Consider the following 24,412-nt stretch of genomic DNA (forward strand, 5'->3'; position numbering starts at 1 on the left):
GCGCTCTTTCGGCTCACGGCTTGTACGCGCAGGCGTCCTCGAGCGGGTCGGTAAAGTCCGAGCCCGTCGAGTCAGGTTTGGCGATCAGCGCGTTCTGGACCATCGAATGGATGAGCGGGTAGTCGGGGTTCGAGGTCTTGATGACCTTCCGCGTGAACACGATGCTGGTGAGGCTGCCCGTATCCTTGATCTTGAGTGCCAAGTCCACGAACGCCGGCAGCACGGACGCCGGAATGTCGGTGTAGAGAATGTCCTTGGAGCTTCGGGCCAGAGCTTCGTATCGGGTGAGGACGGTGAATGGATCGGCCTGGTAGATGATCGCCTTGATCACGCATCGTTGGCGTTCCATCCGATCCCAGTCGCTGGCACCATAGCGGCCGCGGGCGAACCACAGGGCGTTGAACCCGTCGAGGTGCTGGTCGGGACCCTTCTTGAGCCAGCCGTGAGGTTTGAGGCCCGCGTCAGCCTCGCCGCCAATCGCGACCGGGTAGTTGATGTTGACGATGATGCCGCCGAGGGCGTCGATGAGTTGTTCGAATCCTCGAAGATTGACCAGCATGTAATAGTCGATGGGAATGCCGAGCGCTCCGGCGGCGGCCATCTTCATCGCTTCGGCACCGGGGTTGTCGGTGGTGAAGAGCCTCGGATGTTGGGCAGGGACGTTCTCATAGATCGCGGTGAGCATCCATTCCAGTTGGTCGCCGCGGCCGGCGAACACCCCGTCGGGGTACGCGTTCGCGAGGACGGAGCCGGGCTGGAAAGGCACCTTCTGCAAGTTTCGAGGAAGGCTGAACAACACCGTGTTTCCCGTACGCGTATCGATGCTCGCGACAATGACCGTATCGGTGCGTACTCCCACCCGGTCGGGTCCGCCGTCACCGCCGAGCAACAAGATGTTGACGCGATCCCGTCCAGCCCACGCGTCTGGTTGGCTCGCGTGAGCGACGGCGTTCGCGCCTGGTGATGCCGACGGGGAGGTTCCTGGCGGCGTGGACGGGGATGCCGTGGACGAAGATGCCGCGGCGGCCGCACGCTCTGGTGACACGTGTTGGTTATCTGCTCTGGCAAAGACCTGTTCGATCACGCTTCGCTGCACAAGCGCGTACTTGCTGCCGATGCCGAGGGGTGTCGTCACGGCCAGGACCAGTGCGGCGACCACGACAACACCCGTGAGCCGCGAATACCATCGGGCCGAGCGCGGGCGTAGTGATCGGTAGGTCGTCACAATGACGACGAACCACCCTAACGCGAGAAGCGCGAAGAACACCGCGATCAGGAGGAGAGCGTCGGGTTGAACGGCCCACCGAAGTGCCATCCGGCGACCGGCGATGGCGAGATACGCGGTCCCGGCAAGGAGTAACAAGAACGCGAGAAGCGCCGCGGCGCCCAGTCGTCGGCGACGGGCGACCAACAGGCCGAGGCCGGGAATGATCGTACCGACAATCGTGAGAGCGATCGTCTTCGGGAAAGATCGCGTCGGTGGGGATACCCGACTCAGGGACTCCTGAACTGTCGTGCCTATTTCAGTGTCGGCTCGCATCTCAAAAATCACCTTCCGCTGGGAATGTGTACGGTCAATCCTTCCCAAGTGAATTCGAATTCTTTGAGGGTTCGAGGAATCTTTACGTAGGAGTTGGATTCGCTTGGTGACGGCGATTTCGAGCAACACAAAGCCTCGCTGGGCCTCCTCCACGCCAGTCCGGCACAGAGGACGGTTATCCACAGGCGTCACCGGCTGCGTGGTTGCGATTCCGCTAGCCTTTCCGCCCTACACGGGTCGACGACAGGTCGCCTTGTGTCGTACCCAGCGCCACCCGGACGGGGAGGAAGTGTGTGTGGCCAAAGGTTCGAGGCCTCCGACGCGACGGGATGCGTTCGGGTGGCGATGGATGGCAACGGCGAGGTCGTCGATGTCGGCATCTCCTCTCTCTGGCGGGAGCGGGTGGGCGGCGAGTGCCTGGCCGCTGCCCTGTTCGAGGCCACCACCCGGGCCGCCTTCCAGGTGCGAACGTCTTCAGCGGCGGCGCAGGCGTCAGCGCTGCCGCCAAGCCTTTCTGAGCAAGTGGCGGCCGCCTATGCCGCGATGCCGCCGGAGCAAGGTCGCGAGGCGATGTACCGCACCGCAGACCTCGTGCGCAAGGTCATGACGGAGACCACGGAGCGCCTGGAACGCCTCCGTGCGATGAATGAAAGCCAGTACGCGGGCACTGATGAGCGCCGCCGCGTCACGGTGGTGGTCCTACCTTCCCGTGTCGTTCGCTCCATCACTGTCGACGAGACGTGGCAGGTGTCGGTGACAACGGAACGGCTGGTGAATGCGGTGCGCGAGGCGTTCCGGTCGGCCTACTCCAAGCTCGAGGCGGCACGTGCCGACGTCGCCGGCGAGGGAGCGGCAACGGTCCAACTTCGCACGATCATCTCGGGATCTGATGGTCTGCGCCGATGGCTTCGAGAGGAGCGGTAATGACTACTGAGTCAGAGGTGACGATCTCCCTCGACCAGATGCTGAAGGACGCCGAGTGGTGGCGGCTCGCTGCTGGCGGTCTTGGTGAGGTGCAGGTCCTCGTGGAGAGGCTCGAACTCACCGCGCACAGCTTCTCGAAGCTCGCGGACGAGCAAGGGGCAACGGAGGTGTACGGCAAGGTCAGGGAGAAGGTGGCGCGCCTCCTCGGAGAGGGCAGTGCCTGCTTTGACGACGTCGCCGAGCGGCTCGAACTCGTCGTCCGCCGCTATGAGCGCTCGGAGGCCGAGCACCGTGAACGCATCGCCTGGGTCCAGCGACTGGTCGACGAGGAGGAGTGAACGCGTGAACATTGAAGAACAGGCGGGGACCCGATCTCCCGAGTTCGAGGCCGCCAGGCAGATCTCGGCGACCTATCAGCGGATCTGCGATCTCTTCCGGGACATGATCGAACGTGCCGTCGACTGGTTGATGCCCTCGTGGTTGGAGGCGCTCTGGAAAGATCGCGATGCGATCATCAAGGAGTTCCGCGAGGGAATGGAAGCTGCCCAGCGCAAGCTGAAAGAAGTGTGGGCGAAGATCGAGCCGTGGTTGACCGAAGCGGGTAACTCCAGCGTGCTGGACATCGTCGCTGATCGTTGGACGACTGGGGTTGGCGGAGGCCTTGGTGGATTCGCCGTGTGGTTCACCGAAGACAAGATGAGTATTGATAACTACTGGTCGGGGCCGGCCGGAAAGGCATATGTCGATTCCCTGTCGAACCAGAAGGAAGCGATCATCGCTGTCACGACGATTGCGGCAGGCATCAGTCCGGCGTTGCGCGATTTCGCCAAGGCTCTGCGAAGCTTCTGGTCCAGTGTGAACATCGCGCTCACTGGCATGTGGATCGATATTGTGAGTATCGGCATCGGATGGTACGCCGTCAATACCGGTGAAAGAATAGGTGCGATCGTCATCGCCCTCAAGGATGCGGTGATGGACATAATTAAGAGCTTTACGGAAGCGCGCAACACCTTCTCCAAGGCTGTCGATGACCTCTTCGGTCAGGTCGAGTCGAACACATACTTCATGCGGAAACGAAATTCGGGTGAGGTGGGCTGGCCTCTGGTAGGGCAACTCTCTACGAGCCCGGATGACTGGGTGCCAGGCAAGGTGGGCTGATGTCTTCTTCGGGTATCCCTGACTTTCAAGCGGGGCGTCGAGGCCTCGGCGGTCGGCGTCCCTTGACCAAGCGTGGCGTCCTGGCTTCGTGCTGCGGTGCCGCTGTTGTCCTGGCTGGCCTTGCGGTGTGGATCGGCGGTATTCGTGGTGGATCGCCGGCGGTAGAGCCATCTGCTTCGCAGGGCGCGCAGGAAACTCCTCCGCCCTTGGCGAAGAACGCTTGTGTATTGATAGGTAGAGAAATCTTCCAGAAGTTCGTTCCTTATCCAGACATCGAGATAGAGCCCACAACGCAACTCTTTGACAGCTCGAGCGTCGCCTGCCTTGCTAAGACGCAAGGTGGCAGCGGCGTTTATGTGCGCGCAAGTGTTCAGCTCACCCGCCATCTGCCGGCGGATGGATCGTCGGCACGGGAGAAGGCGCGGTATTCCTTCGACACTCAGTGCAAGCGCATTACTGAGGCGGAGCCAAAACGCAGCGAGGTGAGATCTCCTCTTCCAGGCGTCGGTGAGCTCGGTGGTGGAAGCTGTGGGGTCCTGAGTAAAGATAAGAACATGCCCTTCGTCAGCGTTCGGATGACAGTTCTCCAGGGCTTCGATGTCGTCGATATCTGGTACACGCAGCGAGATGGAGACTTCACGAAGACTCCGAATGACGCGGCCGGGCTGGCGCGTGAGGTGCTCGCCAAGCTGTGATCAGGTGATTGAGCCGCCGCGGGTGACTGGGTGCGGACTTCACGGTTCTCCTCGACCCGCTCGCGCCTATATGGTCGGTGCCTTGCTGTAGATCGTCGTGAACCACGCAGAGGGAGGGAGCGGGTCGATGCGTCGTACGTACGTTGTCACGGCGGTGGTAGCTGTCGCGGCCACGGCGTTGATCGGGCCATCCGCGCAGGCGAAGGAACGTGGCGGGCCCCAGACGACCGGGAAGGTCCCCGTCGCGCAGGGGTACGGCGGTGCGGTGTCGACCGTCGATCTCGACGCGACCCGGGTGGGAATTGACGTGCTTCGGCGGGGCGGCAACGCCGTCGACGCGGCGGTGGCGGCGGCCGCGACCCTCGGGATCACCGAGCCCTTCTCGGCCGGCATCGGCGGTGGGGGCTTCTTCGTCTACTACAACGCACGCACTCGCAAGGTCCACACGATCGACGGCCGGGAGACCGCGCCCGCAACGGCGACCGACCAGCTGTTCATCGACCCCGCGACCAAGGCTCCTCTGGCATTCGAGGAGGCAAGGGTCAGTGGCCTGTCGGTCGGCGTTCCCGGCACTCCCGCCACCTGGCAGCGGGCCCTGGACACGTGGGGGACCTGGCCGCTCGCGCGGGCACTCGCGCCGGCGACGAAGGTGGCCGAGCGTGGTTTCACGGTCGACGAGACGTTCCGTTCCCAGATCAACGAGAACGCCCACATCTTCGACGACTTCACCTCCACCCGCGACCTCTACCTACCAGGCGGTGAGCTGCCCAAGGCGGGTTCGACGTTCCGCAACCCCGATCTCGCGGACACCTACGACCTGCTTGCCCGCAAGGGCGTCGACGCGCTCTATACGGGAGCGCTGGGTGGAGAGATCGCGGCCGCCGTGCAGAGCCCACCGGCCGCGCCCGACACCGACCGGGTGGTGCGGCCGGGTGCGTTGACGCCCAAGGATCTGGCCAACTATCAGACGGTGTCCCGCGCGCCCACGCACGTTGAGTACAGAGGGCTCGACGTCTTCGGCATGGGCCCGCCGTCCTCGGGTGGGTCGACTGTCGGTGAGGCGCTCAACATCCTCGAAACCGCGCTTCCCTCGCAGCCAGAGTCGTCGGGCGAGTTCTCCGTTGACGACCGGGTCGGCGTGCTGCACACCTACCTCGAAGCGTCCGCGCTGTCGTTCGCTGACCGCAACCGCTATGTGGGTGACCCCGACCAGGTCGACGTCCCGCTCGACGAACTTCTGTCGCAGGGCTTCGCCGACGAGCGCGCCTGCCAGATCAAGCCCGATGCCGCCCTGCCGAAGCCGGTGGCGCCCGGCGTTCCGGACGGCGACTACGCGGCCTGCGGCGACCTCGCCCAGGTCGCACCGGAAGACCCGGCCGAGGGACTGTCGACGACCCACCTCACCGTGTCTGACCGGTGGGGCAACGTGGTCGCCTACACCCTCACGATCGAGGCCACCGGTGGCAGCGGCATCGTCGTACCCGGTCGGGGGTTCCTGCTCAACAACGAACTCACCGACTTCAACTTCGTCCCCACCCAGGGCGACGCCTTCGACCCGAACCTCCCGGGCCCTGGCAAGCGCCCCCGCTCGTCCATGGCGCCGACGATCGTGCTCAAGGACGGCAGACCGTTCCTCGCTCTCGGAAGCCCTGGTGGAGCGACGATCATCACGACCGTCCTGCAGACCCTGGTCAACCGCCTCGAACTCGGCATGAGCCTGCCCGAGGCGCTCGCGGCGCCACGCGCATCCTCGCGCAACACCGCATTGCAGGCGGAGCCGGCATTCGTGACGTCTCCGGAAGGCAAGGCGTTGGCGGAGATGAAGCACAAGTTCGCCGAAGTCGCCGAGATCGGTGCGGAGACAGCGCTGGAGTTCGGCCGGCACGGCTACGTCCAGGCAGCGGCGGAGCCCACCCGCCGAGGGGGCGGTTCGGCCATGGTGATGCTGCCGGTACCCCGACGTTGAGACGGGGTACCGGGTGCCGGGCCAGTCCCGACCGGCCCGGCACCTCGGTCCATGCGGTCTCCTGATGCAATAGGTTCGTCCAAGGGACCCGGGGACGGCGGCACCGGGCCGCAGTTACCGCAGGGTCCCGTCACCTGGCGCGACAGAAGGTGGAGTACCCCCGTGGGCACGGTGCACTGGGTCAAGGGCCACGGCACGGAGAACGACTTCGTGCTGCTGTACGACCCCGACGGCACCGCCTACCCCGACCTCGACGCCGCCACGGTGCGGTTCCTGTGCGACCGCCGTCGCGGCGTGGGCGCTGACGGCGTGCTTCGAGTCGTTCGTACGCACGCGATCGAGGACGGTCGGGCCTACGCCGGCGTGGCCGAGTGGTTCATGGACTTCCGCAACGCAGACGGGTCCACCGGCGAGATGTGCGGCAACGGCGTCCGCGTCTTCGCCCACTTCCTTCGCGACCGCGGCCTGGCCGACCCCGGCGTGGACCTGCCGGTCGTGACCCGGGCCGGTCTCAAGCCGGTGCGGTTCGAAGCCGACGGTCAGCTCACGGTCGACATGGGACCCGCCGGGTTCCCCGCCTCCGATGGTCTCGTCCTGACGGCCGGCGGTAGAAGCTGGCCGGGGGTCGCCGTCGACATGGGCAACCCGCACGGGGTCGCGTTCGTCGACGACCTGTCCGATCCGGGTGCCCTGGTCGAGCAGCCGACGTGGACGCCGTACGACGTCTTCCCGAAGGGCGTGAACGTCGAGTTCGCGGTACGCCGAGGCGAGCGGCACCTCGCCATGCGGGTCCACGAACGCGGCGTGGGGGAGACCCGCTCGTGCGGCACCGGTGCGTGTGCGGTGGCCGCGACCGTCGCCCGCGTGGACGGTGTTGGCGCCCCCGCGACGTACCTCATCGACGTCCCTGGTGGCACGCTCACCATCACCCTGCGCTCCGACGGGCATCTGGAGCTGACCGGCCCCGCGGTCCTCACCGCCCGCGGCGAGATCGACGTCTGACAAACGCTCCGCGCTCCGCGGTTCGCCCTTCGTCAGCAAACGTCCACGGACCCTGGACCAGCTCAGGGTTTCTCCCCGGGGTGCTCCCTGACCTGGCGATCTCTGGCGATCCTCCTTAAGACGTAGCCGAATCGCGACGTACGACGGAGGGCTTTGTCGGTGGTCGGAGCTACTGTCGGGAGCATGTCGATGAGCATCCCTCCGGAGCAGGACCTCGAGGTGCTGCGGGCGCAGCGCCGCCGGGTCCTGCTCCGTCAGGTGCGCGCCCGCCGGGCCTCGTCATTCGCTCGAAGGTCCGCCATGGTCCGCACCGGTGTCCTTCTGCGTTCCATCGGTTACCACGACGACCGCTGAGGCGGTCACGGCCGCTGCACGGTGCCGTCCGGCAGGCGGGTCCGTGTCCAGGCGTCCTTGACAAGTGGCCCGACGGGCGGAAACCTCTCCGCCAGCTTCTCGTCCAGGTCGACCCCGAGTCCGGGCGCGTCACTTGGCCAGAGATGCCCGTCCCGCACCTCCGGGCAGCCAGGAAAGACCTCAGCCGCGGCGTCGTTGAAGACGTGCTGTTCCTGGATGCCGAAGTTCGGTGCGGCCAGGTCGAGCGCGAGGTTGGCGGCGTGGCCGATCGGCGACACGTCACCCGGTCCATGCCACGCGGTCCGTACGCCGAACAACTCCGCCGCGGACGCGAGCCGCCAGGCCGGAGTGAGGCCACCGATGGCGGAGACATGGCAGCGGACGAAATCGATCAAGCGGTCCTTGACGAGCGGCACGTACTCCGCCGGGTTCGTGAACAGCTCACCGATCGCGAGTGGGGTCGCCGTCTGCGCGCGTACCGTCGGCAGCCAGCCGAGGTCCTCCGGAGCGAGCAGGTCCTCGAGGAAGAAGAGATGGAACGGCTCGAGTTCCTTGGCCAGCCGGACCGCCTGAGTCGGGTGCAGGCGTTCGTGAACGTCGTGCAGCAGGTGCACGTCTTCGCCGAGCGTGTTCCGCAGATGTCCGAAGAGTTCCGGCACCACCCGCAGGTACGAATCGGGCTCCCACGCGTTCGCCGGAAGGCCCGGACGCGGTGCGGCGGCCGAGGCGCCACCGGCGGCGGGTGCGCCGTACGTCAGCGCGCCGGGGATCCCCACCTGGCAGCGGACGTGTCGGTAGCCGGCCTCGACGTACCCGCGGACCGCGTCCTCCACCTCGACCGCATCCCGTCCGGACGCGTGGGCGTAGACCGGCACCGCACCCCGGCACCGCCCGCCGAGCAGTTGCCAGACCGGGAGGCCAGCCTGCTTGCCCTTCAGGTCCCACAGCGCCATGTCGACACCCGACAGGGCGTTGTTGAGCACCGGGCCGAACCTCCAGTACGAACTCACCAGCAGCGAGGACGCGATGTCGGTGATGTCGGCCGGGTCGCGCCCGATCAGCTGCGGGGCGAGGTAGGAGTCAACGGCCTCCGCGACCGCCTGCGCCCGCTGGGTGAAGGTCGCACATCCCAGGCCGTAGAGCCCCGGCTCGGAGGTGTCGATCCTGACGACCACCAGGGTGATGTTCTCGGGGGCGGTCAGGATCGCGCGGACGCCGGTGATCCGCGTCCCGCTACCAGCCTCGTGCCACGGTGGAGCGGCGAGTGGCTGCGGTGCGTCGACAGAGGTGTTCACGGAGGCGATCCCTTCGAAAGGCGCGGGTGCGGGCGACACAGCACCCTAGGCACGGCGATCGGGATGGTCCCACCTCGTCCACGCGATCGGGCAGGTATCGGTCATCCTTCGCGCCAACCGTCGGGTTCGTGCCCAAGACCCGGGCATATCCACGTGCGTATTCAGTGCCGCGCGTGCCACGATGGGGAAGCTACGGCCATTCCGTAGCGTTGACTGGAGTTGTATGACACTACGACCTCATGAACGCACCAACGTCTTCGCCGACGACTCGACGAAGCGGGGTAGCGATGTCGACATCGAGCTGCGGTATTCCAACCTGACGCTCGGGGCAGACGATCCGGCGACGGGCGAACTCGATCTGGAGGATCGCCAGGCGCTGCGCCGGGTGGCGGGCTTCTCCACCGAACTCACAGACATCACCGAAGTGGAGTACCGCCGGCTCCAGCTCGAGCGGGTGGTGCTCGTCGGCGTCTGGACCGACGGCAGCGTCGAGGACGCCGAGAACTCCCTGCGCGAGCTGAAGCTGCTGTCCGAGACCGCCGGTGCTGAGGTGCTCGAAGGGCTCATCCAGCGGCGTAGCCGGCCCGACCAGGCGACATATATCGGACGCGGCAAGGTCGACGAACTCCGCTCCGACGTCGTGGCGACCGGCGCTGACACGGTGATCTGCGACGGCGAGCTGAGTCCGGCCCAGCTCCGTAACCTCGAAGACCGGGTCAAGGTCAAGGTCATTGACCGCACCGCCCTGATCCTCGACATCTTCGCCCAGCACGCCAAGAGCAAGGAGGGCAAGGCGCAGGTCGAACTCGCCCAGCTCTCGTACTTCCTCCCGCGGCTTCGAGGATGGGGTGGCAACCTGTCCCGCCAGGCCGGTGGTCGGGCCGGCGGCGCGACCGGCGGTGTCGGTCTGCGTGGTCCTGGTGAGACGAAGCTCGAGATCGACCGGCGGCGGATCCGCACCCGCATGGCGAAGCTGCGCCGCGAGATCGCCGCGATGGGCACGAGCCGCGGGACCAAGCGGCAGAGGCGTCGCCGAAACGCCGTCCCGTCCGTGGCGATTGCCGGTTACACCAACGCCGGCAAATCCTCGCTGCTCAACCGCCTGACGGGTGCTGGGGTGCTGGTCGAGGATGCGTTGTTCGCGACGCTCGACCCGACGACGCGGCGCGCGGCCACGCCTGATGGCAGGTTGTTCACGCTGACAGACACGGTCGGCTTCGTTCGCCACCTTCCGCACCAGCTCGTGGAGGCGTTCCGGTCGACCCTTGAGGAAGTCGCCGAGTCCGACCTGGTGGTGCACGTCATCGACGGGTCGCACCCCGACCCGGAAGGCCAGATCAGCGCGGTCCGCGAGGTGCTGACCGAGGCTGGCGCGGCGGACCTTCCCGAGATCCTCGCGATCAACAAGGCCGACCTCGCCGACCCGATCGAGGTGGCCCGGCTGCAGACGCTGTTCCCGCGTTCGGTCGTCGTCTCCGCGCGCACCGGTCTGGGCATCGACAAGCTCCTCGAGGAGATCGGTGGCGCCCTGCCGCGGCCCGAGATCGAGGTGAACGCTCTCGTGCCGTACGCCAGGGGCGACGTCGTGGCGCGGGTCCACGAGCACGGCGAGGTCCTCGAGATCGAGCACACCGCGGACGGCACCCGGCTGCGGGCTCGCGTCGATCCAGCCCTGGCCGCGGCGCTGGACGGCTTCGTCACCAGCTGATCTGTTTCGCACGCTGTTTGCCGGGGGCGACCCCGGCAAACAGCGTGCCCGAGTTCTGGCATTTCCGGGTGATCCAGGTCGAACGACTAGGATCGCCCGGGTTTTTGCTGGAACGACGAAGGGGTCTGCTGGATGATCGTCGCGGGTGTCGTCGCCTTGGTTGTCGCAGCCGTGTGCGGATACTTCGCCTGGAGGGCGCGGGCCAGGCAGCACGCCATGATCACCACCGAAACCCTGAGCGCACAGGAGTTGGGCGCCCTCCACCAGGCGGCCGCGCAGGCCGCGGGTCCGGGGGCCTTCCTCCACAAGGTGGAGGTGACGGGCCAGGTCCAGCCTGGTCAGTCGGGGCTCCTGAAGTCTGAGCTCGCGAGCGTCGACAGCGTGTGGCATCGGCACGTGGTGACGCGGAAGTACTGGGAGACCCGGCGCGACAGCAAGGGCAACACCCGGCGGGTCAACCGTTCGGAGCGCGTCGCCGAACGCACCTCTGACCTGCCGTTCGTCGTTCAGGACGCGACTGGGGTGGTGCCCGTCTATCCGGGAGCCGTCCAGGCGGACGGGGCGCAGAAGGTGCTCGATCGGTTCGACAGGGACTCGGACGGGGGCAGGACCAACATCCAGCTCGGGGGGTTCCGCCTGAGTCTCCCGAGAAGCGGTCGTTCGGGCACCTACGGCTATCAGTACAAAGAGTGGGTCCTGCGCCCGGGCCAGCGGGTCTTCGTCCTGGGCGAGGCGAGTGACGGAAACGGCGAACTCGCGATCACCGAGCCGTCGATCATCAGTACGCGAAGCGAAGCCGAGCTGATCCAGAGCGCACGCTCCCAGCAGACGCTGTTCACGATCGCGACCGTCGCCGGTGCCATCGCCGGGCCTGTACTCCTCGTGCTCGGTCTGTTCAGCTAGCCGCCCGAGTTTCCGGCGCTCCGCGCAGCAGGTGGTCGCCGAGTTCGGTCCGCTGATAGAGCACCGACCGCCCGTCGCGCTGCGACGCCACGACGCCGGCCGCTGCCAGGATGCGCAGGTGCACGCTCAGCGTGGGCGGCGAGAGGTCCAGTTGGCAGGCCAGCTGGGTGGTCGACATCGGTAGGTCGAGCTGGGCGACGATGGCAGACCTGGTCCGTCCCACGAGTTCGGCGAGGGGAGTGCCGTGGGTGGTGGCCGGGGATTCCCAGATCAGGCCCATGCCCCGCGGGGAGTACGTCACGGTCGGCACATGCGGTGCCGCGGTGAGGACGAGAATGCTCGGCCAGGCGAACACGCACGGCACGAGCAGGAGTCCGCGGCCGGCGAGCGGTGCCTTGTCCTCGCAGGCATACTTCACGATGCTGAGCGTGCCGCGGCTGAAACTCACCAAGGGGTGGAGCGTACGAAACAGTTGGTCGACGCCGCCTGAGGCGAGTTCGTTCATGCGGTACGCCAGATCCGCCTGCAGCAGCGCGCGGATCCGCGACCAGTGCGGCTCGATGGCGGCGCGCCAGTAGCGCTCGAGTTCGACGACGATGCGGTCCAGGCCGGCCGCCGGATCAGCGAGGAGGTCGTCAAGCACGGGATTTCGGTGGCTCCCGCGGAGCGACTCGAGATCGCTCGCGACAGTCGGAATCGGCGTGCTGGCGATGGCCGCGAGGCCCGACTCGAAACTCGACGAACGCCGGGCGGGCGCCGGGGTGAGGAAGTCGGGGATATAGCCGTCGGACGGGACGAGCGCGCTGAGCAGCGGCAGGTCGATTCCTTCCAGCCGGCTGCGCACCTGCCTGAGCCAGGACGCGTGGAGGCCGTTCGGTGAACTGGTCAACGCACGCACGCTGGTGACGGTCTCCCAGACGGGGGAGATCGCGAAGCGGATCCGGCTGAGGTCCTCGGGCCCGAGGTCGAGCATCATCACGGACTGAAGCGTACCCACCCCTCGATTAGGCTCTCGCCAAATCGTCGACAGCGGAGGGCCGTCGCCCGCAGGCTGTCCACCGTGCTTGACACCATGACTTCCACGCGAGCGGTATCCACGTTGCCCCGAGCGTTCTGGGCGCTCTGGGCTGGCCAGTTGATCAACCGGCTGGGTGGGTTCGTCCAGCCGTTCCTCGTGCTCTACCTCACCCAGGAACAACGGCTCAGCGCGTCGACGGCGGGCGCGGTGGTGGCGGCGGTCGGGGCCGGCACGATTGCCGCGCAGTTGCTCGGTGGCTGGCTCGCCGACCGCGTCGGGCGCCGCCGGACCATGCTCGCGGGTTTCCTCGGCACGGCTGTCGCGCTGGTCACTCTTGGCGCCGCCTCGAGCTTCACCCTGATCTGGGTCTCCGCGCTCGCGGTTGGAGTGACGTCTGAGCTGTTCCGGCCCGCGGCCTCCGCCACGGTGGCCGACCTGCTCGGACCCGAGGCCCGGGTGCGGGCGTACGGCCTGCTGTTCTGGGCAGTGAACCTCGGCTTCTCGATCTCCGCGGTGAGCGCGGGGGTGTTGGCGAGCCGTGGCTTCGGGTTGCTCTTCTGGATCAACGCGAGTACCTGCGTGATCGCGGCGCTCGTCATCTGGCGGGCGGTGCCCGAGACCCGGCCGGCCGCTGTCGAGGTCAACCGGCGGTCCGTCCTTCGAGTCGCCGGAGCCGACAGGCCACTTCTTGGCATCGTCGCCATCACCACGGTGTATGCGGCGATCTACTTTCAGGCGTACTCAACGCTGCCGCTGGCGATGGCCGCCGACGGTCTGTCGCCGTCGACGTACGGTCTCGTGATCGGCGCGAACGGCCTGGTGATCGTGGTCGCCCAACCGCTGCTCATACGCGTGCTGGGCCGCTACGACCGGAGCACACTGCTGGCGGTTTCCATGCTGGTCGTCGGACTCGGCTTCGGTGCCGGGGTGTTCGCCCATGGCATCGTCGGATACACCGGCTCGGTGGTGGTCTGGACACTCGGGGAGATCGGGCTCAGCACCGTATTGAGCGCGATCTTCGCCGACCTCGCACCGCTTGATCTCCGGGGCCGATACATGGGGATCGCGGGAGTCGCGTGGGCCATGGGCTCGACTGTCGGGCCGCTCGCGGGCACGGCGGTGTTCGAGGCGGCCGGGTCCACCGTTCTGTGGGTCGGATGTGCTGTCATCGGTGTGCTCCTGTGCCTTGCCCAGCTGGCTCTGGCTCCGGCGCTCCGAGCCCGGGCGGCGGCCGCCGATCAGGAAGCTGAATCCTCTCGGCTTGCCGAGTTGTCATAGGTTTCTCGGTCTCTTGGCCGAGAAACCTATGACAACCCGGCGTTGCCTTCGGCTCGGATGCTGAGCTACACCGCAAGTCGGGCCGTTACGTGAGACAACTGGCCAGCCACGGCGAAGGATCGCGGACTTGTCCGAAGAATCGACACCCCTCCACGCGGAGAACCTTCGGACAAGTCGCGGACGCACGACCGTCAGGTGTGGTTCAGCCGTAGCGATCGCTCGACGGCAGGGCTCGGCGATTTTCACCGCCAAGGATCCACGCGGTGACGATGCCGCCCACGGCACCGAACAGATGTCCCTGCCAGGAGATCCCGTCCTGTGGGAGCAGCCCACCGAGGAGGGCGCCACCCCACACGATGACGACCAGGGCGCCGATCAGCAGCTGACCAATACTGCGGTTGAAGAGGCCGCGGACGATGAGGTACGTGGCGTACCCGAAGACGAGACCGCTCGCCCCGATCGTGATCGACATCGGAGGGGACGTCAGCCAGGTGCCGACGCCGCTCACCAGCCCCACGACGGCGGTGACGACGAGCAGCCGGACCGCCCCGGCGACCGCGATGATCGCGCCGAGCATGAGCAGCGGGATGGTGTTGGAGAGAAGGTGACCGAATCCCGCGTGGAGGAACGGCGCGGTCAGGATGCCGATCAGGCCGTCGGCGTCCCTGGCCTCGATGCCGTACGAGTCGAGCCGGTGGCCGAGGAACGTGTCGACGAATTCGGCGACCCACATCAACCCGACCAGGAGGATGAGAACCTTCAGGCCGCTGACGCCGGAGTCGGTGGACCGGCCGAGGGCCCCCCGCTGGCCGGGTGGGCGAGAGTACCCATACGTCATGAGTCCACCATGCCTGATCGTTGCAAGTCGTACCCCCGATCGACGGCGATTCTCGGCAGGTTCTTACCCTTCCAAGTGGCCGGCGCGCTGATCGCCGGGCGCCCAGATTCGGGGGCGCCGATGGCCGGCACGCCGATGGCCGGCACGCCGGCCACCTCAGGATTCCGTACGTCCACCCAGGTGTTCGGCGAGGAAGCGCTCCGCGGCGGCGTAGTAGATCTCGCGGTTCTCCGGGCGGGCGAGTCCGTGCCCCTCGTCGGGGAACAGCAGGTATTCGTGTGGTAGGCCCTTGTCCTTGAGGGCGGCCACGATTTGTTCCGCCTCGGCCTGTTTGACCCTCGGGTCGTTGGCCCCCTGCGCCACCAGCACCGGAATCTGGATGTCGTCGACCCGGGAGAGCGGCGAGCGCTCCCAGAGCATGTCCTTCTCCGCCTCGGGGTCGCCGACCTTCGCGTGCATCATCGCGACCAGCGGCTTCCAGTAGTCAGGGAGCGAGGTCAGCAGGGTGAGCAGGTTGGACGGTCCGCACAGATCGACCGCACACCGGAACGCCTCAGGAGTGAACGCCGCACCGGCGAGCGCGGCGTACCCGCCGTACGACCCGCCCATGATGCCCACCCGGTCACGGTCGATGACCCCCTTGCCGGCCAGGTGCTCGATCGCGTCGAGCAGGTCGGTGTGCATGGTCCGGCCCCACTGCTTGTCCGCGGCATTACCGAACGCCTTGCCGTAGCCGGTCGACCCGCGGTAGTTGACCTGGACGCAGGCGTACCCGCGGTTGGTGAGCCACTGCGCCTCCGGGTGGTAGCCCCAGGTGTCCCGGGCCCATGGGCCGCCGTGCACGTTGAGGACCGCGGGAAGGTTGCGGCGTTCGGCCTCGGGCGGAAAGGTGATGTAGCCGTGGATCTCGAGCCCGTCCCTTGCCGTGAAGGAGAACGCCTCCATCGAGGCCAGGACGTATCCGGCGAGGTCGGGCTTGTGCGAGAAGAGGAACCGCAGCGCACTGGTGGACCGGTCGTACAGGTAGTAGCGGACCGGCCCGTCGGAGGGTACGACGGACACCAGCCACAGCCGGTCGGTGCGCTCGGAGCGGTTGATGCCCAGCTCGCCGTCGATGCCAAGCGAGGAACGCAGCTCCTCGACCGCCTGGCGGTAGCCGTCGTCGAGGTACTCCCAGACTTCACGGTCTTTGTCGAAGATCACCGCTTGCGGCTTGCGGGTCTCAGGCTCGAGTTCGACACCGCCGATGTCGTACGCCTCGTCGGCCGCCAGCACCGTCTCCTCACCGGTCTCGAGGTCGACGCTCACCAGCCGGGCGGCGTTCGCGCCCAAGGAGGAGACCAGGTAGAGCGTGTCGCCGTCGCGGGAGAACCCCACCGGATTGGTGGTGTTGACGTCATCGGCCGGCACCTCCAGCCACGGGTGGTACTCCCCGGACTCATCGGTCAGGAAGTAGACCGCCCCGCCGTCCTCGGTGATCGTGGCCGCGCCCTGGATGGTCAGGTCGGTGTCGACGAGCCACCCGACGAAGCCGGGGTTGTCGAGCACCTTCTCCAACTCGCCCGTGGTGAGGTCCAGCTCGTAGACGTCGTGCAGTTCCGGGGTGTCCTTGTTGATGCCGAGCAGCATCCGGGTCGGGTGCCAGCGGTTGTGGCCGAGGACCCGCACCTGGACGTTGTCGTACGGCGTGACGCAACGCTCGGCCCCCGTGACGAGGTCGAGAAGGTGGAGCCGCCAGTTTTCGTCGCCGCCCTGGTCCTGCAGGTAGAACAACGTGCGGTCGTCGTGGCAGAAGCCGAACACGCGGATACCCCGGCCGCGGTCGTGCGTCACCGGGCGCGCGTCATCCGGCCGGTCGACCGGACCGACCCAGACGTTGAGGACGCCCTCGTCGGGCGCCAGGAAACCCAGCCGGGTGCCGTCAGGGGAGACGGTCGGGCTGGCGAACGTCGGATTGCCGAAGAGGACCGCGCGAGGGATCAGCGGGACCGCGTCATAGGTCATGGGGAGATCTCATCACACCCGTCGGGCTGGGGACGATCGGTTAGCGCCCGTACGTCATGGATTCGCCGGAAACGTGTAGCCCCTCGGACTCTCTGCCGTCTACCGGTCACGGAACGGCCGTGCCGCGACGCCGGCGCCGACGACCGCAGGTATAGCCTCGCGGGATGGCCGAACCAGCGCGGGATTCCTCGGACCAACGCCGCCCCGACCCCCGCGTGGGCGAGCTGCTGCACGACGCGGTCGACGCGCTCGCCGGCTCCGAACGCCCCGGGCAGCTGGTGATGGCGAACGCCGTCGCCCACGCGATGCAGGACGGCGAACACCTTGTCGTGCAAGCCGGAACGGGTACCGGCAAGTCGCTCGCCTATCTCGTGCCGGCGTTCCTCAATCCGGGTGGATCTGACGAGCCGGTGGTCATCGCGACCGCGACTCTGGCGCTCCAGGCGCAGCTCGTCGGCCGGGACCTGCCGCAGCTGGTCGACGCGATCGAGAAACGCCTCGGCCGGCGACCGTCGTACGCCATCCTCAAGGGTCGGCACAACTACGCCTGCCTGCACCGCGTCCGCGACGGGGTGCCCGACGACCAGGGCGCGCTCGTCGAGATGGTGCCCACCGGGCCGCTCGGTCGTCAGGTGATGGCGTTACGTAACTGGGCGACCGAGCAGGCCGACTCCGGCGGCGACGGTGACCGCGACGCGGCGCCGACCCACCAGGACCGCGCGTGGGCGCAGGTCTCGGTCTCGTCCCGGGAGTGCCTGGGCGCGCAGCGCTGTCCGTACGGCGAGGAATGCTTCGCCGAGCGGGCCCGTGAACGCGCCATGGCCGCCGATGTGATCGTCACCAACCACGCGCTGCTGGCCATCGACGCGCTCGAGAACGTTCCCGTGCTGCCCGACTACGACGTGGTCGTCATCGACGAGGCGCACGAACTGGCCGCGCGGGTGACCGGCGCGGCGTCGGCCGAGCTATCCCCCGGAATGGTCGAACGCTCCGCCCGCCGGGCCCGGTCGTTCTGCGAGGGCGGCGAGTCCGACCCGCTGGACGACGCGGAGGAGGCGCTGCGGATGGCGCTGGCCTCGGCCCCGCTCGGCCGGGTCGAAACCTTCGGCGCCGAGTTGGGGGACGCGGTGGCGTCGGTGCGTGACGCGGCTCGGGCGGCCTGGTCGGCGTTCCCGAGCGAGAAGAAGGACGCCGACGCCGAGTCTGGTCGGCGGCAGGCACGGGCGTACGTCGAACAGGTCCGCGACGTGGCCGACCGGATCGCCACCCGGTCGCCGTACGACGTGGTCTGGGTGGCCGAACGGGAACGCGGCGGGCCGGAGCTTCGGGTCGCTCCCCTGTCGGTGTCGGGGCTGCTGCGTGAACGCCTGCTGGCCGAGCGGACCTGCGTCCTCGCCTCGGCGACCCTGAAGCTGGGCGGTGACTTCGACGCCGCCGCGCGGTCGGTCGGCCTCCGTCCGGTTGACCGGATCCGGGACGACGGCGCGGCCGGCGACACGCCGGGTGCTGCGGCGGAAGAGCCGCGGGGTGCCGCGGCCGAGGAGTCGCGGTCGGATGCGGACGAGCTCGCGGGCAAGGACGTCGTGGAGCCGTTGCCGTGGCGGGCGCTCGACGTCGGCTCGCCGTTCGACTACGGCCAGCAGGCGATCCTCTATGTCGCGCGCAGGATGCCCCCGCCCGGGCGCGGCGGGATCTCCGACCGCGTGCTCGACGAGCTGTGCGCCCTGGTCGAGGCGTCCGGTGGCGGGACGCTCGGGTTGTTCTCGTCACGGCGCGCCGCCGAGGACGCGTCGGCCGCTGTCCGCGAGCGGTTGGGTATCGAGGTCCTGTGCCAGGGGGACGGCCAGCTTTCCGAACTCCACAAGCGGTTCGTCGCCGAACCCGCCACGTCGCTGTTCGGGACGCTCTCGCTGTGGCAGGGCCTCGACGTCCCGGGGGACACCTGTCAGCTGGTCGTCATCGACCGGGTCCCGTTCCCTCGACCGGACGATCCGCTCGCGTCCGCACGGCAGCGGGCGGTGGACGAGGCGGGCGGTAACGGGTTCATGGCCGTGGCCGCCACCCATGCGGCGCTGCTCTTGGCCCAGGGAGTGGGACGGCTGATCCGGCGTTCGAGCGATCGCGGAGTGGTCGCCGTACTCGATCCGAGGCTGGTGACGGCGAGGTACGGCGGATTCCTGCGAGCCTCGCTGCCACCGATGTGGTTCACGCCTGACCGCGAGACCGCGCTGGGTGCGCTTCGTCGCCTGCGGGCGGCAAGGGAAGGTTGACGGCCTCGGTCAGCGGGGATCTGGACGCTGAAAAAGGATCGAGCTCCGGCCGGGTAGACCGGAGCCCGATCCTTTTCCACACTGCTCGGATCGCGAGCGTTCGTTCCCGTCGGCCAGTCGTGGTCCTCGCGTGGGTTGAGGACGAGCCTGCGCCGGTGGGCCCTGCTCTGTTGCCTTCTACGGAGTCGGGATCGGCAGCGCAGGCAGCTGGATGAGCCCCAGTGATGCCAGGACCTGCATGATCAGCGCGACCACCGTGTCGAGGAGGCCGATGTCCGGCAGATCCGCGGTTGGCACCGGCAGGTCGGGGAGGTCGATGAGCCCCAGCGACGCCAGGAGCTGCGTGACCAGTGCGAGCAGCGCGTCGAGGATGCCGAGTCCGCCGAGGCTCTGCGTGCTCTGTGTCGAGAAGTCCGGGACGCTGACTCCATCGAGGCGGAGCTTGTCGACGGCACCGCGCAGGTCGCTCAGCACGGCGGGATCGACCACGTCCACCTTCGCCAGCGACCGGTCGGTGCCGAACTTCTGCACGTCGGATCGTTCCGCTTCGAGCGCCTGCCTGGCCTGCAGGAGTTGCTGCTGAATCTGGAGGAGTTCATTCCCTGCCTCGGCGACCTGGCGTGAGTCGGCCGGAGGGCGGGCCACCGCCGCGTGGGCGGGTGCCGCGACCGCTGCGGCCATCGCGACGCCCAGCGTGATGGCGGCTGCCTTGGTCAGAATCTTCGACATGCGGACGTAAACCTCCAACGCTTGATGACCTGGACTTGCGCGGGCCCGGATGCTGACGCGGGCCCGGGTACCTCCCGATCTCCTTCCCGATGGGGCGCGGCTCGGCGACTTGCGACCGGCCAGCTGGTTCATCCCCAAACGGACATAGGACGCAAACGCCTCAAATGAGAAAAAAACACACCCGGCAGTCTGGGAGGCCTCTTCGAGGCGCCTCATGCCGACTGACCGCGGCTTCGCGGAGGGAGGGGAGGGAGTGGGAGCCGACATGGTGGAGGAAGTCGCGGACGCGTTCGCGGCGCGGGTTGTCCCACGGACTGGACTGCTGGCGGCCTGGTGGGGGGCCATCACTCGGGCGTCTGCGGCGCCATAAATGATTCAATTCAGGATTAAAAAATATTGTTAGACAGTACCTTTAACCCAAATGCAATCCGTGCGACATTTCGCTTAGGCGCGGGGGCTCTTATGCACCGATTAGCTTCCGTCCTTTGCCTGCTGGCGTTGCCAACCTTCGCGGCGCCTTCAAGTGTCTGCACAGCGCCGACGTACGGCGATCATTCGGGGAGAAGCACATGTTGAGTAATGGCATCGGCATCACCGCCAGCCGCGGCACTCGCCGTGGTGGCCCGGTTGGGTTCTCCATCCGCGAGCGCGCGGCCGCCCTACGAGGGCGAGGTCACGTCCTACTAAGGAACCGCGCTGTCGGCGGGACCGTCGTCGCGGCCGCGACGACGATCCTGCTTCCGGCGGTCCTGCTGGCCGTCGCCCCGCAGGCTCACGCTGCGACGAGCTACCAGGGCAGGGTCACCACGGCGGCGCTCAACGTCCGGAGTGCCCCGACGTCAGCAGCCCCAGACGTCGGCACGCTCCGGAATGGGACGACGATCAGCATCCAGTGCAAGGTGTTCGGGCCGTCCGTGGGCGGTAACACGCTCTGGTACAAGCTGTCCACCGGAAGGTGGGTGACCGCGCGTTACGTCGCCAACATCGGGACGGCGCCGCGGTTCTGCGGCGACGGACGGGAGTACGAGGGACGGGCCGTGTCGTTCCTGAATGTCCGCAGCGGTCCGCACACGGCGAACGCTACGGTGTCGTCGGCACCGCAGGGCACGTTCTTGCCCCTGGTCTGCAAGGTCGACAGCCAGGTGATCGACGGCAACTCCCGCTGGTACCAGCTCACCAGCGACGGTGGTGGTCAGTGGGTCGCCGCACGGTACGTGTCGAACGTCGGCTCGGCGCCGCCGTCCTGCTGACAGGCGCCGGGTCGTCGCCCGAGGACTGGAGACTTTTCCGTGCGCCAACACGGAAAAGTCTCCACTGCCTATCGGGTGAACCGGCCGGACTGCCTATCGGGTGAACCGGCCGGCGACAGGTCCGGAGTTCCTCGCTTGGCGTCGTGATGAGGGCGGTCAGAGTGGAAGGCGGACGCACACCGCGACCGGAGTCTGCTGCCGACCCTGTCCGAACGGGTTGTCGCGGAAGAGTTCGCAGAAGAAGCTGGGCAGCCGGTCGGTGTCGTGGCCGAGGACGTCGCGGCCCAGGTCGTTGGAGTCGATGATCACCGTGCCGGCCAACGTCTGGGCGGGGCCGGGCGGAAGTGCGGACCTGAGCGTCGCGGTGATGTCGGCCGCGACCTTGTCGGGATCCTTCGGCGGCAGCTTGGCGGAGACGTTCGACGGGAACGCGGAATAGGACGTCGGGCCGTCGATCGCGTTGACGCGGTGGCCGGCGACGACGTAAAACCAGCCGCGCCGGCCGATCGCCTTGCCGACGACGCTGGCTGCCGCGGCCAGGAGGATCCGCGGCAGGCCGGCTTCGTTGATGGCCAGTTGCATGGTCCACGGGCTGCCGAGCCCGATCCCGTGCGGCGTCCTCTGCACCAGGCGGGAGAGAAATCGAGCGGAGGCGCCCGGATTGATCTCCCAGGTGAAGTAGGAGCGGCCCTGCGAGATCGCGACGATCTTTTCGCTCACCACGACATACCACGGCTCGATGAACGCGCCGGCGAACTCCGCGCTGGCCCCCGCGCACTCAACGGTCTGCGTCGCGTAGGCGACGACCTTCTCGACGATCTGGTCACCTCGGGCGAACAACGCGGTCTGGATGGGGACGCGTGCCCATCGCGTCCCCTCCACCTCGATCGTGAGGCTTTTGCCCGCATTGGGTGCCAGCGGTCCCTTCGGCGGAGGGGCGACCTCGCCATCATCCGCTGGCGTGGGGTCAGCTGCGGACGTGGCGTTGGCGCCCGCCGTGGGCTTGGACATGCTGCTCCTGCTCGTCGCGTCAAACCTCGCACCGGATCATGGCATCAGATCCGGCGCAGGACGGCGACGACCTTACCGAGGATGACCGCGTCGTCTCCAGGGATGGGTTCGTATGCGGGATTGTGGGGGAGCAGCCAGACCCGCCCGTCACGGCGCCGGTAGGTCTTGACCGTGGCCTCACCATCGATCATCGCGGACACGATCTCACCCGACTCGGCGGTGGGCTGCTGGCGTACGACAACCCAGTCGCCGTCGCAGATCGCGGCCTCGACCATCGAGTCGCCCCTGACCTTGAGGAGGAACAACTCGCCCTCGCCGACGAGCTGGCGGGGCAGGGGCATGACCTCCTCGATCGACTGCTCGGCAAGGATCGGGCCACCGGCGGCGATCCGGCCGACGAGGGGGACGAAAGCGGGCGCGGGGTAGGCCTCGTCGCTGTCGGTCTCGTCGTACGCGGCGACCAGCGACCGCCGAGGCCCGTCGAGCGGTGCGAGCACCTCGAGTGCGCGCGGACGGTTGGGGTCGCGACGGATGAAGCCCTTGGCCTCGAGGACCTTGAGCTGGTGTGCGACGGACGACGAGGAGGTCAGCCCGACGAGCTCACCGATCTCCCGCATCGCGGGTGGGTAGCCGCGGTTCTCGACGGACTCGCGGATCACCTCGAGGATGCGGCGCTGCCGCGGCGTGAGGCCGCTGGCGTCGGGCGGGCCGTCCGGAAGCTCGCGCACGGTGGCGGTCGCGGAGTGCTGAACGGGATTCTTCCGCTTGGGCATAGCGGGTGTTCTCCTTCTCGAGAAAATCGTAGGGACGGTGTGGAGCGTGGTCCGAGGCTTCGACACAGAGCGTAGGCCCTAGAGCACGCACGTTCAAACATCTGTTCGACCTCGTGTCGCGGCGCGTCGCAGCCGGCACGCATCGTCCCACCTCGAACAGATTTTCGACCCACCCTGGCGGCTTGTCGGTGGGGTGGTGTAGAAAATCTGCCAGGCATCTGGTCGAACAATCGTTCGACGTTCTCGATCGTAGCTTCCACTTGCATTGGGGGTCGACAGATGAGCGGTAGCGCACCGGTGATCTACATCGAGGACTTCGTGGCGCGTCGAGCCCATCCCGAGCGCGCGCGACCGGGGGGGGATCGAGCGGCCACCCATGCGTCCATTCCGCGTCAGACGTCGCCGGACGTGCGTGCCACTCGTCCGGCGAGCGTGCGGAGGGTGCCCCGCCCGCGAGTCGTCCGGTCGTGTGCTCGGCCGGTCGCCGCTGGCCCGTCGGCCCGTCGGGGTGTCCGGTTGACTCCACGGGGTCGGGTCGTGCTGGCCACGTTCCTGTTGCTGCTCGCGCTCGTCACGATGGCCGGCATCGACGCGACGACACGGTGGCTCGCCGGCAGTGATGCGGACGCCGGGCGGGAGGTGTCGGTCCAGACAAGGACCGTCACGGTGGAGCCGGGGCAGACGCTGTGGGGCATCGCGGCCCGGGTCGCGCCCGGTGCCGACGTTCGCGCGACCGTGGATCACATCCTGGAGCTCAACGGCCTGGCGCGCGCCGGAGATCTGGCGGCCGGCCAGAGCCTCGTGGTTCCTGTGAGTGGGCGGGGCTAAACAACCCGTAGGCGGCTGTGATTGGCGACGACACGCAGGGGGAATGTCCGGTTTGTCGGGGTCGCAAGGCCCTGACCTGGGAGGACGTCGCAGGGCTCGCGAGGGACACGCGGAGAGCTTGCGTGCCCCCGCGAGCCGACGTACGGTACCCCTAGATGTGGTAGTTACACAGCTGTAAGTCGTCCACAGGTTGTGATTCGAAGCTCACAGGTTCGTCCCCAGGGAAGGCCGGTGATCCCGGTGGTGGACGTCATCGCTCCGTATTCACCACCGAGACCCAGAGGGGAGGCGTGACGCGATGCATTGCCCCTTCTGCCGGCACCCCGACAGTCGCGTCGTCGACAGTCGTACGACCGACGACGGCACCGCGATCCGCCGCCGCCGGCAATGTCCCGACTGCGAGCGGCGGTTCACCACGGTCGAGCAGGTCACCCTGGCGGTCGTCAAGCGCAGCGGAGTCACTGAGCCGTTCATCCGCGACAAGGTGGTCACGGGTGTCCGCGAGGCATGTAAGGGCCGACCCGTCGGCGATGACGCCCTGGCGGTCCTCGCCCAGCGCGTCGAGGAGGACATCCGTGCGACCGGCGCGGCCGAGGTGCCGTCCCACGAGGTGGGCCTGGCGATCCTCGGTCCGCTGCGCGAGCTCGACGAGGTCGCCTACATGCGTTTCGCCAGCGTCTATCGCAGCTTCGGAAGCCTCGAAGACTTCGAAGCCGAGATCGCTGTGCTTCGCGCGGAGCACGCCGAGACCGTGCCCGAGCCCGCCGAACGCGAGTCCTCACCCCAACGATGACCAGGCGCGAGGCCCATCGAGCCCGCGCGACTGGTCCTGCACACGACCCATGGCGCCGGGTCGGCGAAGGGACGT

22 protein-coding genes are annotated in these 24,412 nt (G+C 67.7%); 14 read left to right on the plus strand and 8 right to left on the minus strand.

Annotated features, from left to right (window positions below):
- Nucleotides 1-13: 13 nt before the first annotated feature.
- Complete coding sequence (locus tag B141_RS38175) at nucleotides 14-1,540, minus strand: LCP family protein (RefSeq protein ID WP_020573113.1); 1,527 nt, start codon at nucleotides 1,538-1,540, stop codon at nucleotides 14-16.
- A 339-nt stretch (nucleotides 1,541-1,879) separates the two neighbouring features.
- On the opposite strand from B141_RS38175, the gene B141_RS0100060 reads away from it, so the two are divergent.
- The 7 genes from B141_RS0100060 to B141_RS48885 all read left to right on the plus strand — a co-directional run bounded on the left by B141_RS0100060 (nucleotide 1,880) and on the right by B141_RS48885 (nucleotide 7,639).
- Nucleotides 1,880-2,464, plus strand: a complete 585-nt coding sequence (locus B141_RS0100060; RefSeq protein ID WP_020573114.1) for a hypothetical protein — start codon at nucleotides 1,880-1,882, stop codon at nucleotides 2,462-2,464.
- Nucleotides 2,464-2,802 carry a hypothetical protein gene (locus tag B141_RS0100065; protein WP_020573115.1) on the plus strand — a complete coding sequence of 113 codons (339 nt, stop codon included), beginning with the start codon at nucleotides 2,464-2,466 and terminating at the stop codon, nucleotides 2,800-2,802. Before B141_RS0100060 ends, B141_RS0100065 begins: the two co-directional genes overlap by 1 nt.
- Nucleotides 2,803-2,806: 4 nt before the next feature.
- Nucleotides 2,807-3,622, plus strand: coding sequence for a hypothetical protein (locus tag B141_RS0100070; RefSeq protein ID WP_020573116.1), 816 nt, complete (start codon nucleotides 2,807-2,809; stop codon nucleotides 3,620-3,622).
- Nucleotides 3,623-3,684: 62 nt separating this feature from the next.
- Nucleotides 3,685-4,317: a hypothetical protein gene (locus B141_RS48880; RefSeq protein ID WP_169512889.1), complete on the plus strand. Its 633-nt coding sequence runs from the start codon at nucleotides 3,685-3,687 to the stop codon at nucleotides 4,315-4,317.
- Between the two features lie 127 nt (nucleotides 4,318-4,444).
- Nucleotides 4,445-6,283, plus strand: a complete 1,839-nt coding sequence (gene ggt / locus B141_RS0100080; protein WP_020573118.1) for a gamma-glutamyltransferase — start codon at nucleotides 4,445-4,447, stop codon at nucleotides 6,281-6,283.
- Nucleotides 6,284-6,445: 162 nt separating this feature from the next.
- Nucleotides 6,446-7,285 carry a diaminopimelate epimerase gene (gene dapF / locus B141_RS0100085; protein ID WP_020573119.1) on the plus strand — a complete coding sequence of 280 codons (840 nt, stop codon included), beginning with the start codon at nucleotides 6,446-6,448 and terminating at the stop codon, nucleotides 7,283-7,285.
- Between the two features lie 183 nt (nucleotides 7,286-7,468).
- The gene (locus B141_RS48885) at nucleotides 7,469-7,639 is read left to right on the plus strand and encodes a hypothetical protein (RefSeq protein ID WP_020573120.1); all 171 of its coding nucleotides are present in this window, start codon (nucleotides 7,469-7,471) and stop codon (nucleotides 7,637-7,639) included.
- A 5-nt stretch (nucleotides 7,640-7,644) separates the two neighbouring features.
- Here the strand turns inward: B141_RS48885 and B141_RS0100095 are convergent, their stop codons facing one another.
- The gene (locus tag B141_RS0100095) at nucleotides 7,645-8,934 is read right to left on the minus strand and encodes an enolase C-terminal domain-like protein (RefSeq protein ID WP_020573121.1); all 1,290 of its coding nucleotides are present in this window, start codon (nucleotides 8,932-8,934) and stop codon (nucleotides 7,645-7,647) included.
- 223 nt (nucleotides 8,935-9,157) lie between these two features.
- On the opposite strand from B141_RS0100095, the gene hflX reads away from it, so the two are divergent.
- Together hflX and B141_RS0100105 are read left to right on the plus strand one after the other, a co-directional pair.
- Entirely contained in the window at nucleotides 9,158-10,642 is a 1,485-nt protein-coding gene (gene hflX, locus B141_RS0100100; protein ID WP_020573122.1) for a GTPase HflX, read from the plus strand.
- A gap of 132 nt (nucleotides 10,643-10,774) precedes the next feature.
- Nucleotides 10,775-11,545 (plus strand): E3 ubiquitin ligase family protein, encoded by a 771-nt coding sequence (locus B141_RS0100105; protein WP_020573123.1) that lies wholly within the window; start codon nucleotides 10,775-10,777, stop codon nucleotides 11,543-11,545.
- Here B141_RS0100105 and B141_RS0100110 read toward each other — a convergent pair.
- Nucleotides 11,538-12,521 (minus strand): ArsR/SmtB family transcription factor, encoded by a 984-nt coding sequence (locus tag B141_RS0100110; RefSeq protein WP_040420285.1) that lies wholly within the window; start codon nucleotides 12,519-12,521, stop codon nucleotides 11,538-11,540. The two genes, B141_RS0100105 and B141_RS0100110, sit on opposite strands and share 8 nt — an antisense overlap.
- A gap of 96 nt (nucleotides 12,522-12,617) precedes the next feature.
- On the opposite strand from B141_RS0100110, the gene B141_RS38180 reads away from it, so the two are divergent.
- A complete protein-coding gene (locus B141_RS38180; RefSeq protein WP_040420286.1) occupies nucleotides 12,618-13,841 on the plus strand; it encodes an MDR family MFS transporter in 1,224 nt (407 codons plus the stop codon).
- 202 nt (nucleotides 13,842-14,043) lie between these two features.
- Here the strand turns inward: B141_RS38180 and B141_RS0100120 are convergent, their stop codons facing one another.
- The gene (locus B141_RS0100120; RefSeq protein WP_020573126.1) at nucleotides 14,044-14,679 is read right to left on the minus strand and encodes a rhomboid family intramembrane serine protease; all 636 of its coding nucleotides are present in this window, start codon (nucleotides 14,677-14,679) and stop codon (nucleotides 14,044-14,046) included.
- Between the two features lie 156 nt (nucleotides 14,680-14,835).
- Nucleotides 14,836-16,683 (minus strand): S9 family peptidase, encoded by a 1,848-nt coding sequence (locus tag B141_RS0100125; RefSeq protein WP_020573128.1) that lies wholly within the window; start codon nucleotides 16,681-16,683, stop codon nucleotides 14,836-14,838.
- A gap of 164 nt (nucleotides 16,684-16,847) precedes the next feature.
- Between B141_RS0100125 and B141_RS0100130 the strand changes: the two genes are divergently transcribed.
- Nucleotides 16,848-18,953 (plus strand): ATP-dependent DNA helicase, encoded by a 2,106-nt coding sequence (locus tag B141_RS0100130; RefSeq protein WP_020573129.1) that lies wholly within the window; start codon nucleotides 16,848-16,850, stop codon nucleotides 18,951-18,953.
- A 177-nt stretch (nucleotides 18,954-19,130) separates the two neighbouring features.
- On the opposite strand, the gene B141_RS0100135 is transcribed toward B141_RS0100130, so the two are convergent.
- Entirely contained in the window at nucleotides 19,131-19,682 is a 552-nt protein-coding gene (locus B141_RS0100135; protein ID WP_020573130.1) for a hypothetical protein, read from the minus strand.
- A 569-nt stretch (nucleotides 19,683-20,251) separates the two neighbouring features.
- Between B141_RS0100135 and B141_RS0100140 the strand changes: the two genes are divergently transcribed.
- Nucleotides 20,252-20,932: an SH3 domain-containing protein gene (locus B141_RS0100140; RefSeq protein WP_020573132.1), complete on the plus strand. Its 681-nt coding sequence runs from the start codon at nucleotides 20,252-20,254 to the stop codon at nucleotides 20,930-20,932.
- A 156-nt stretch (nucleotides 20,933-21,088) separates the two neighbouring features.
- Here B141_RS0100140 and B141_RS38185 read toward each other — a convergent pair whose 3' ends face one another.
- Together B141_RS38185 and lexA are read right to left on the minus strand one after the other, a co-directional pair.
- Entirely contained in the window at nucleotides 21,089-21,943 is an 855-nt protein-coding gene (locus B141_RS38185) for a coenzyme F420-0:L-glutamate ligase (RefSeq protein WP_020573133.1), read from the minus strand.
- 44 nt (nucleotides 21,944-21,987) lie between these two features.
- Nucleotides 21,988-22,716, minus strand: a complete 729-nt coding sequence (gene lexA, locus B141_RS0100150; protein WP_020573134.1) for a transcriptional repressor LexA — start codon at nucleotides 22,714-22,716, stop codon at nucleotides 21,988-21,990.
- 516 nt (nucleotides 22,717-23,232) lie between these two features.
- Here lexA and B141_RS48890 point away from each other — a divergent pair.
- Together B141_RS48890 and nrdR are read left to right on the plus strand one after the other, a co-directional pair.
- Nucleotides 23,233-23,544: a LysM peptidoglycan-binding domain-containing protein gene (locus tag B141_RS48890; RefSeq protein ID WP_157180710.1), complete on the plus strand. Its 312-nt coding sequence runs from the start codon at nucleotides 23,233-23,235 to the stop codon at nucleotides 23,542-23,544.
- Nucleotides 23,545-23,842: 298 nt separating this feature from the next.
- Nucleotides 23,843-24,337 (plus strand): transcriptional regulator NrdR, encoded by a 495-nt coding sequence (gene nrdR, locus B141_RS38195; RefSeq protein WP_020573136.1) that lies wholly within the window; start codon nucleotides 23,843-23,845, stop codon nucleotides 24,335-24,337.
- Nucleotides 24,338-24,412 lie beyond the last annotated feature (75 nt).

It is taken from the genome of Actinopolymorpha alba DSM 45243 (assembly GCF_000373925.1).
Classification (GTDB): Bacteria; Actinomycetota; Actinomycetes; order Propionibacteriales; family Actinopolymorphaceae; genus Actinopolymorpha; species Actinopolymorpha alba.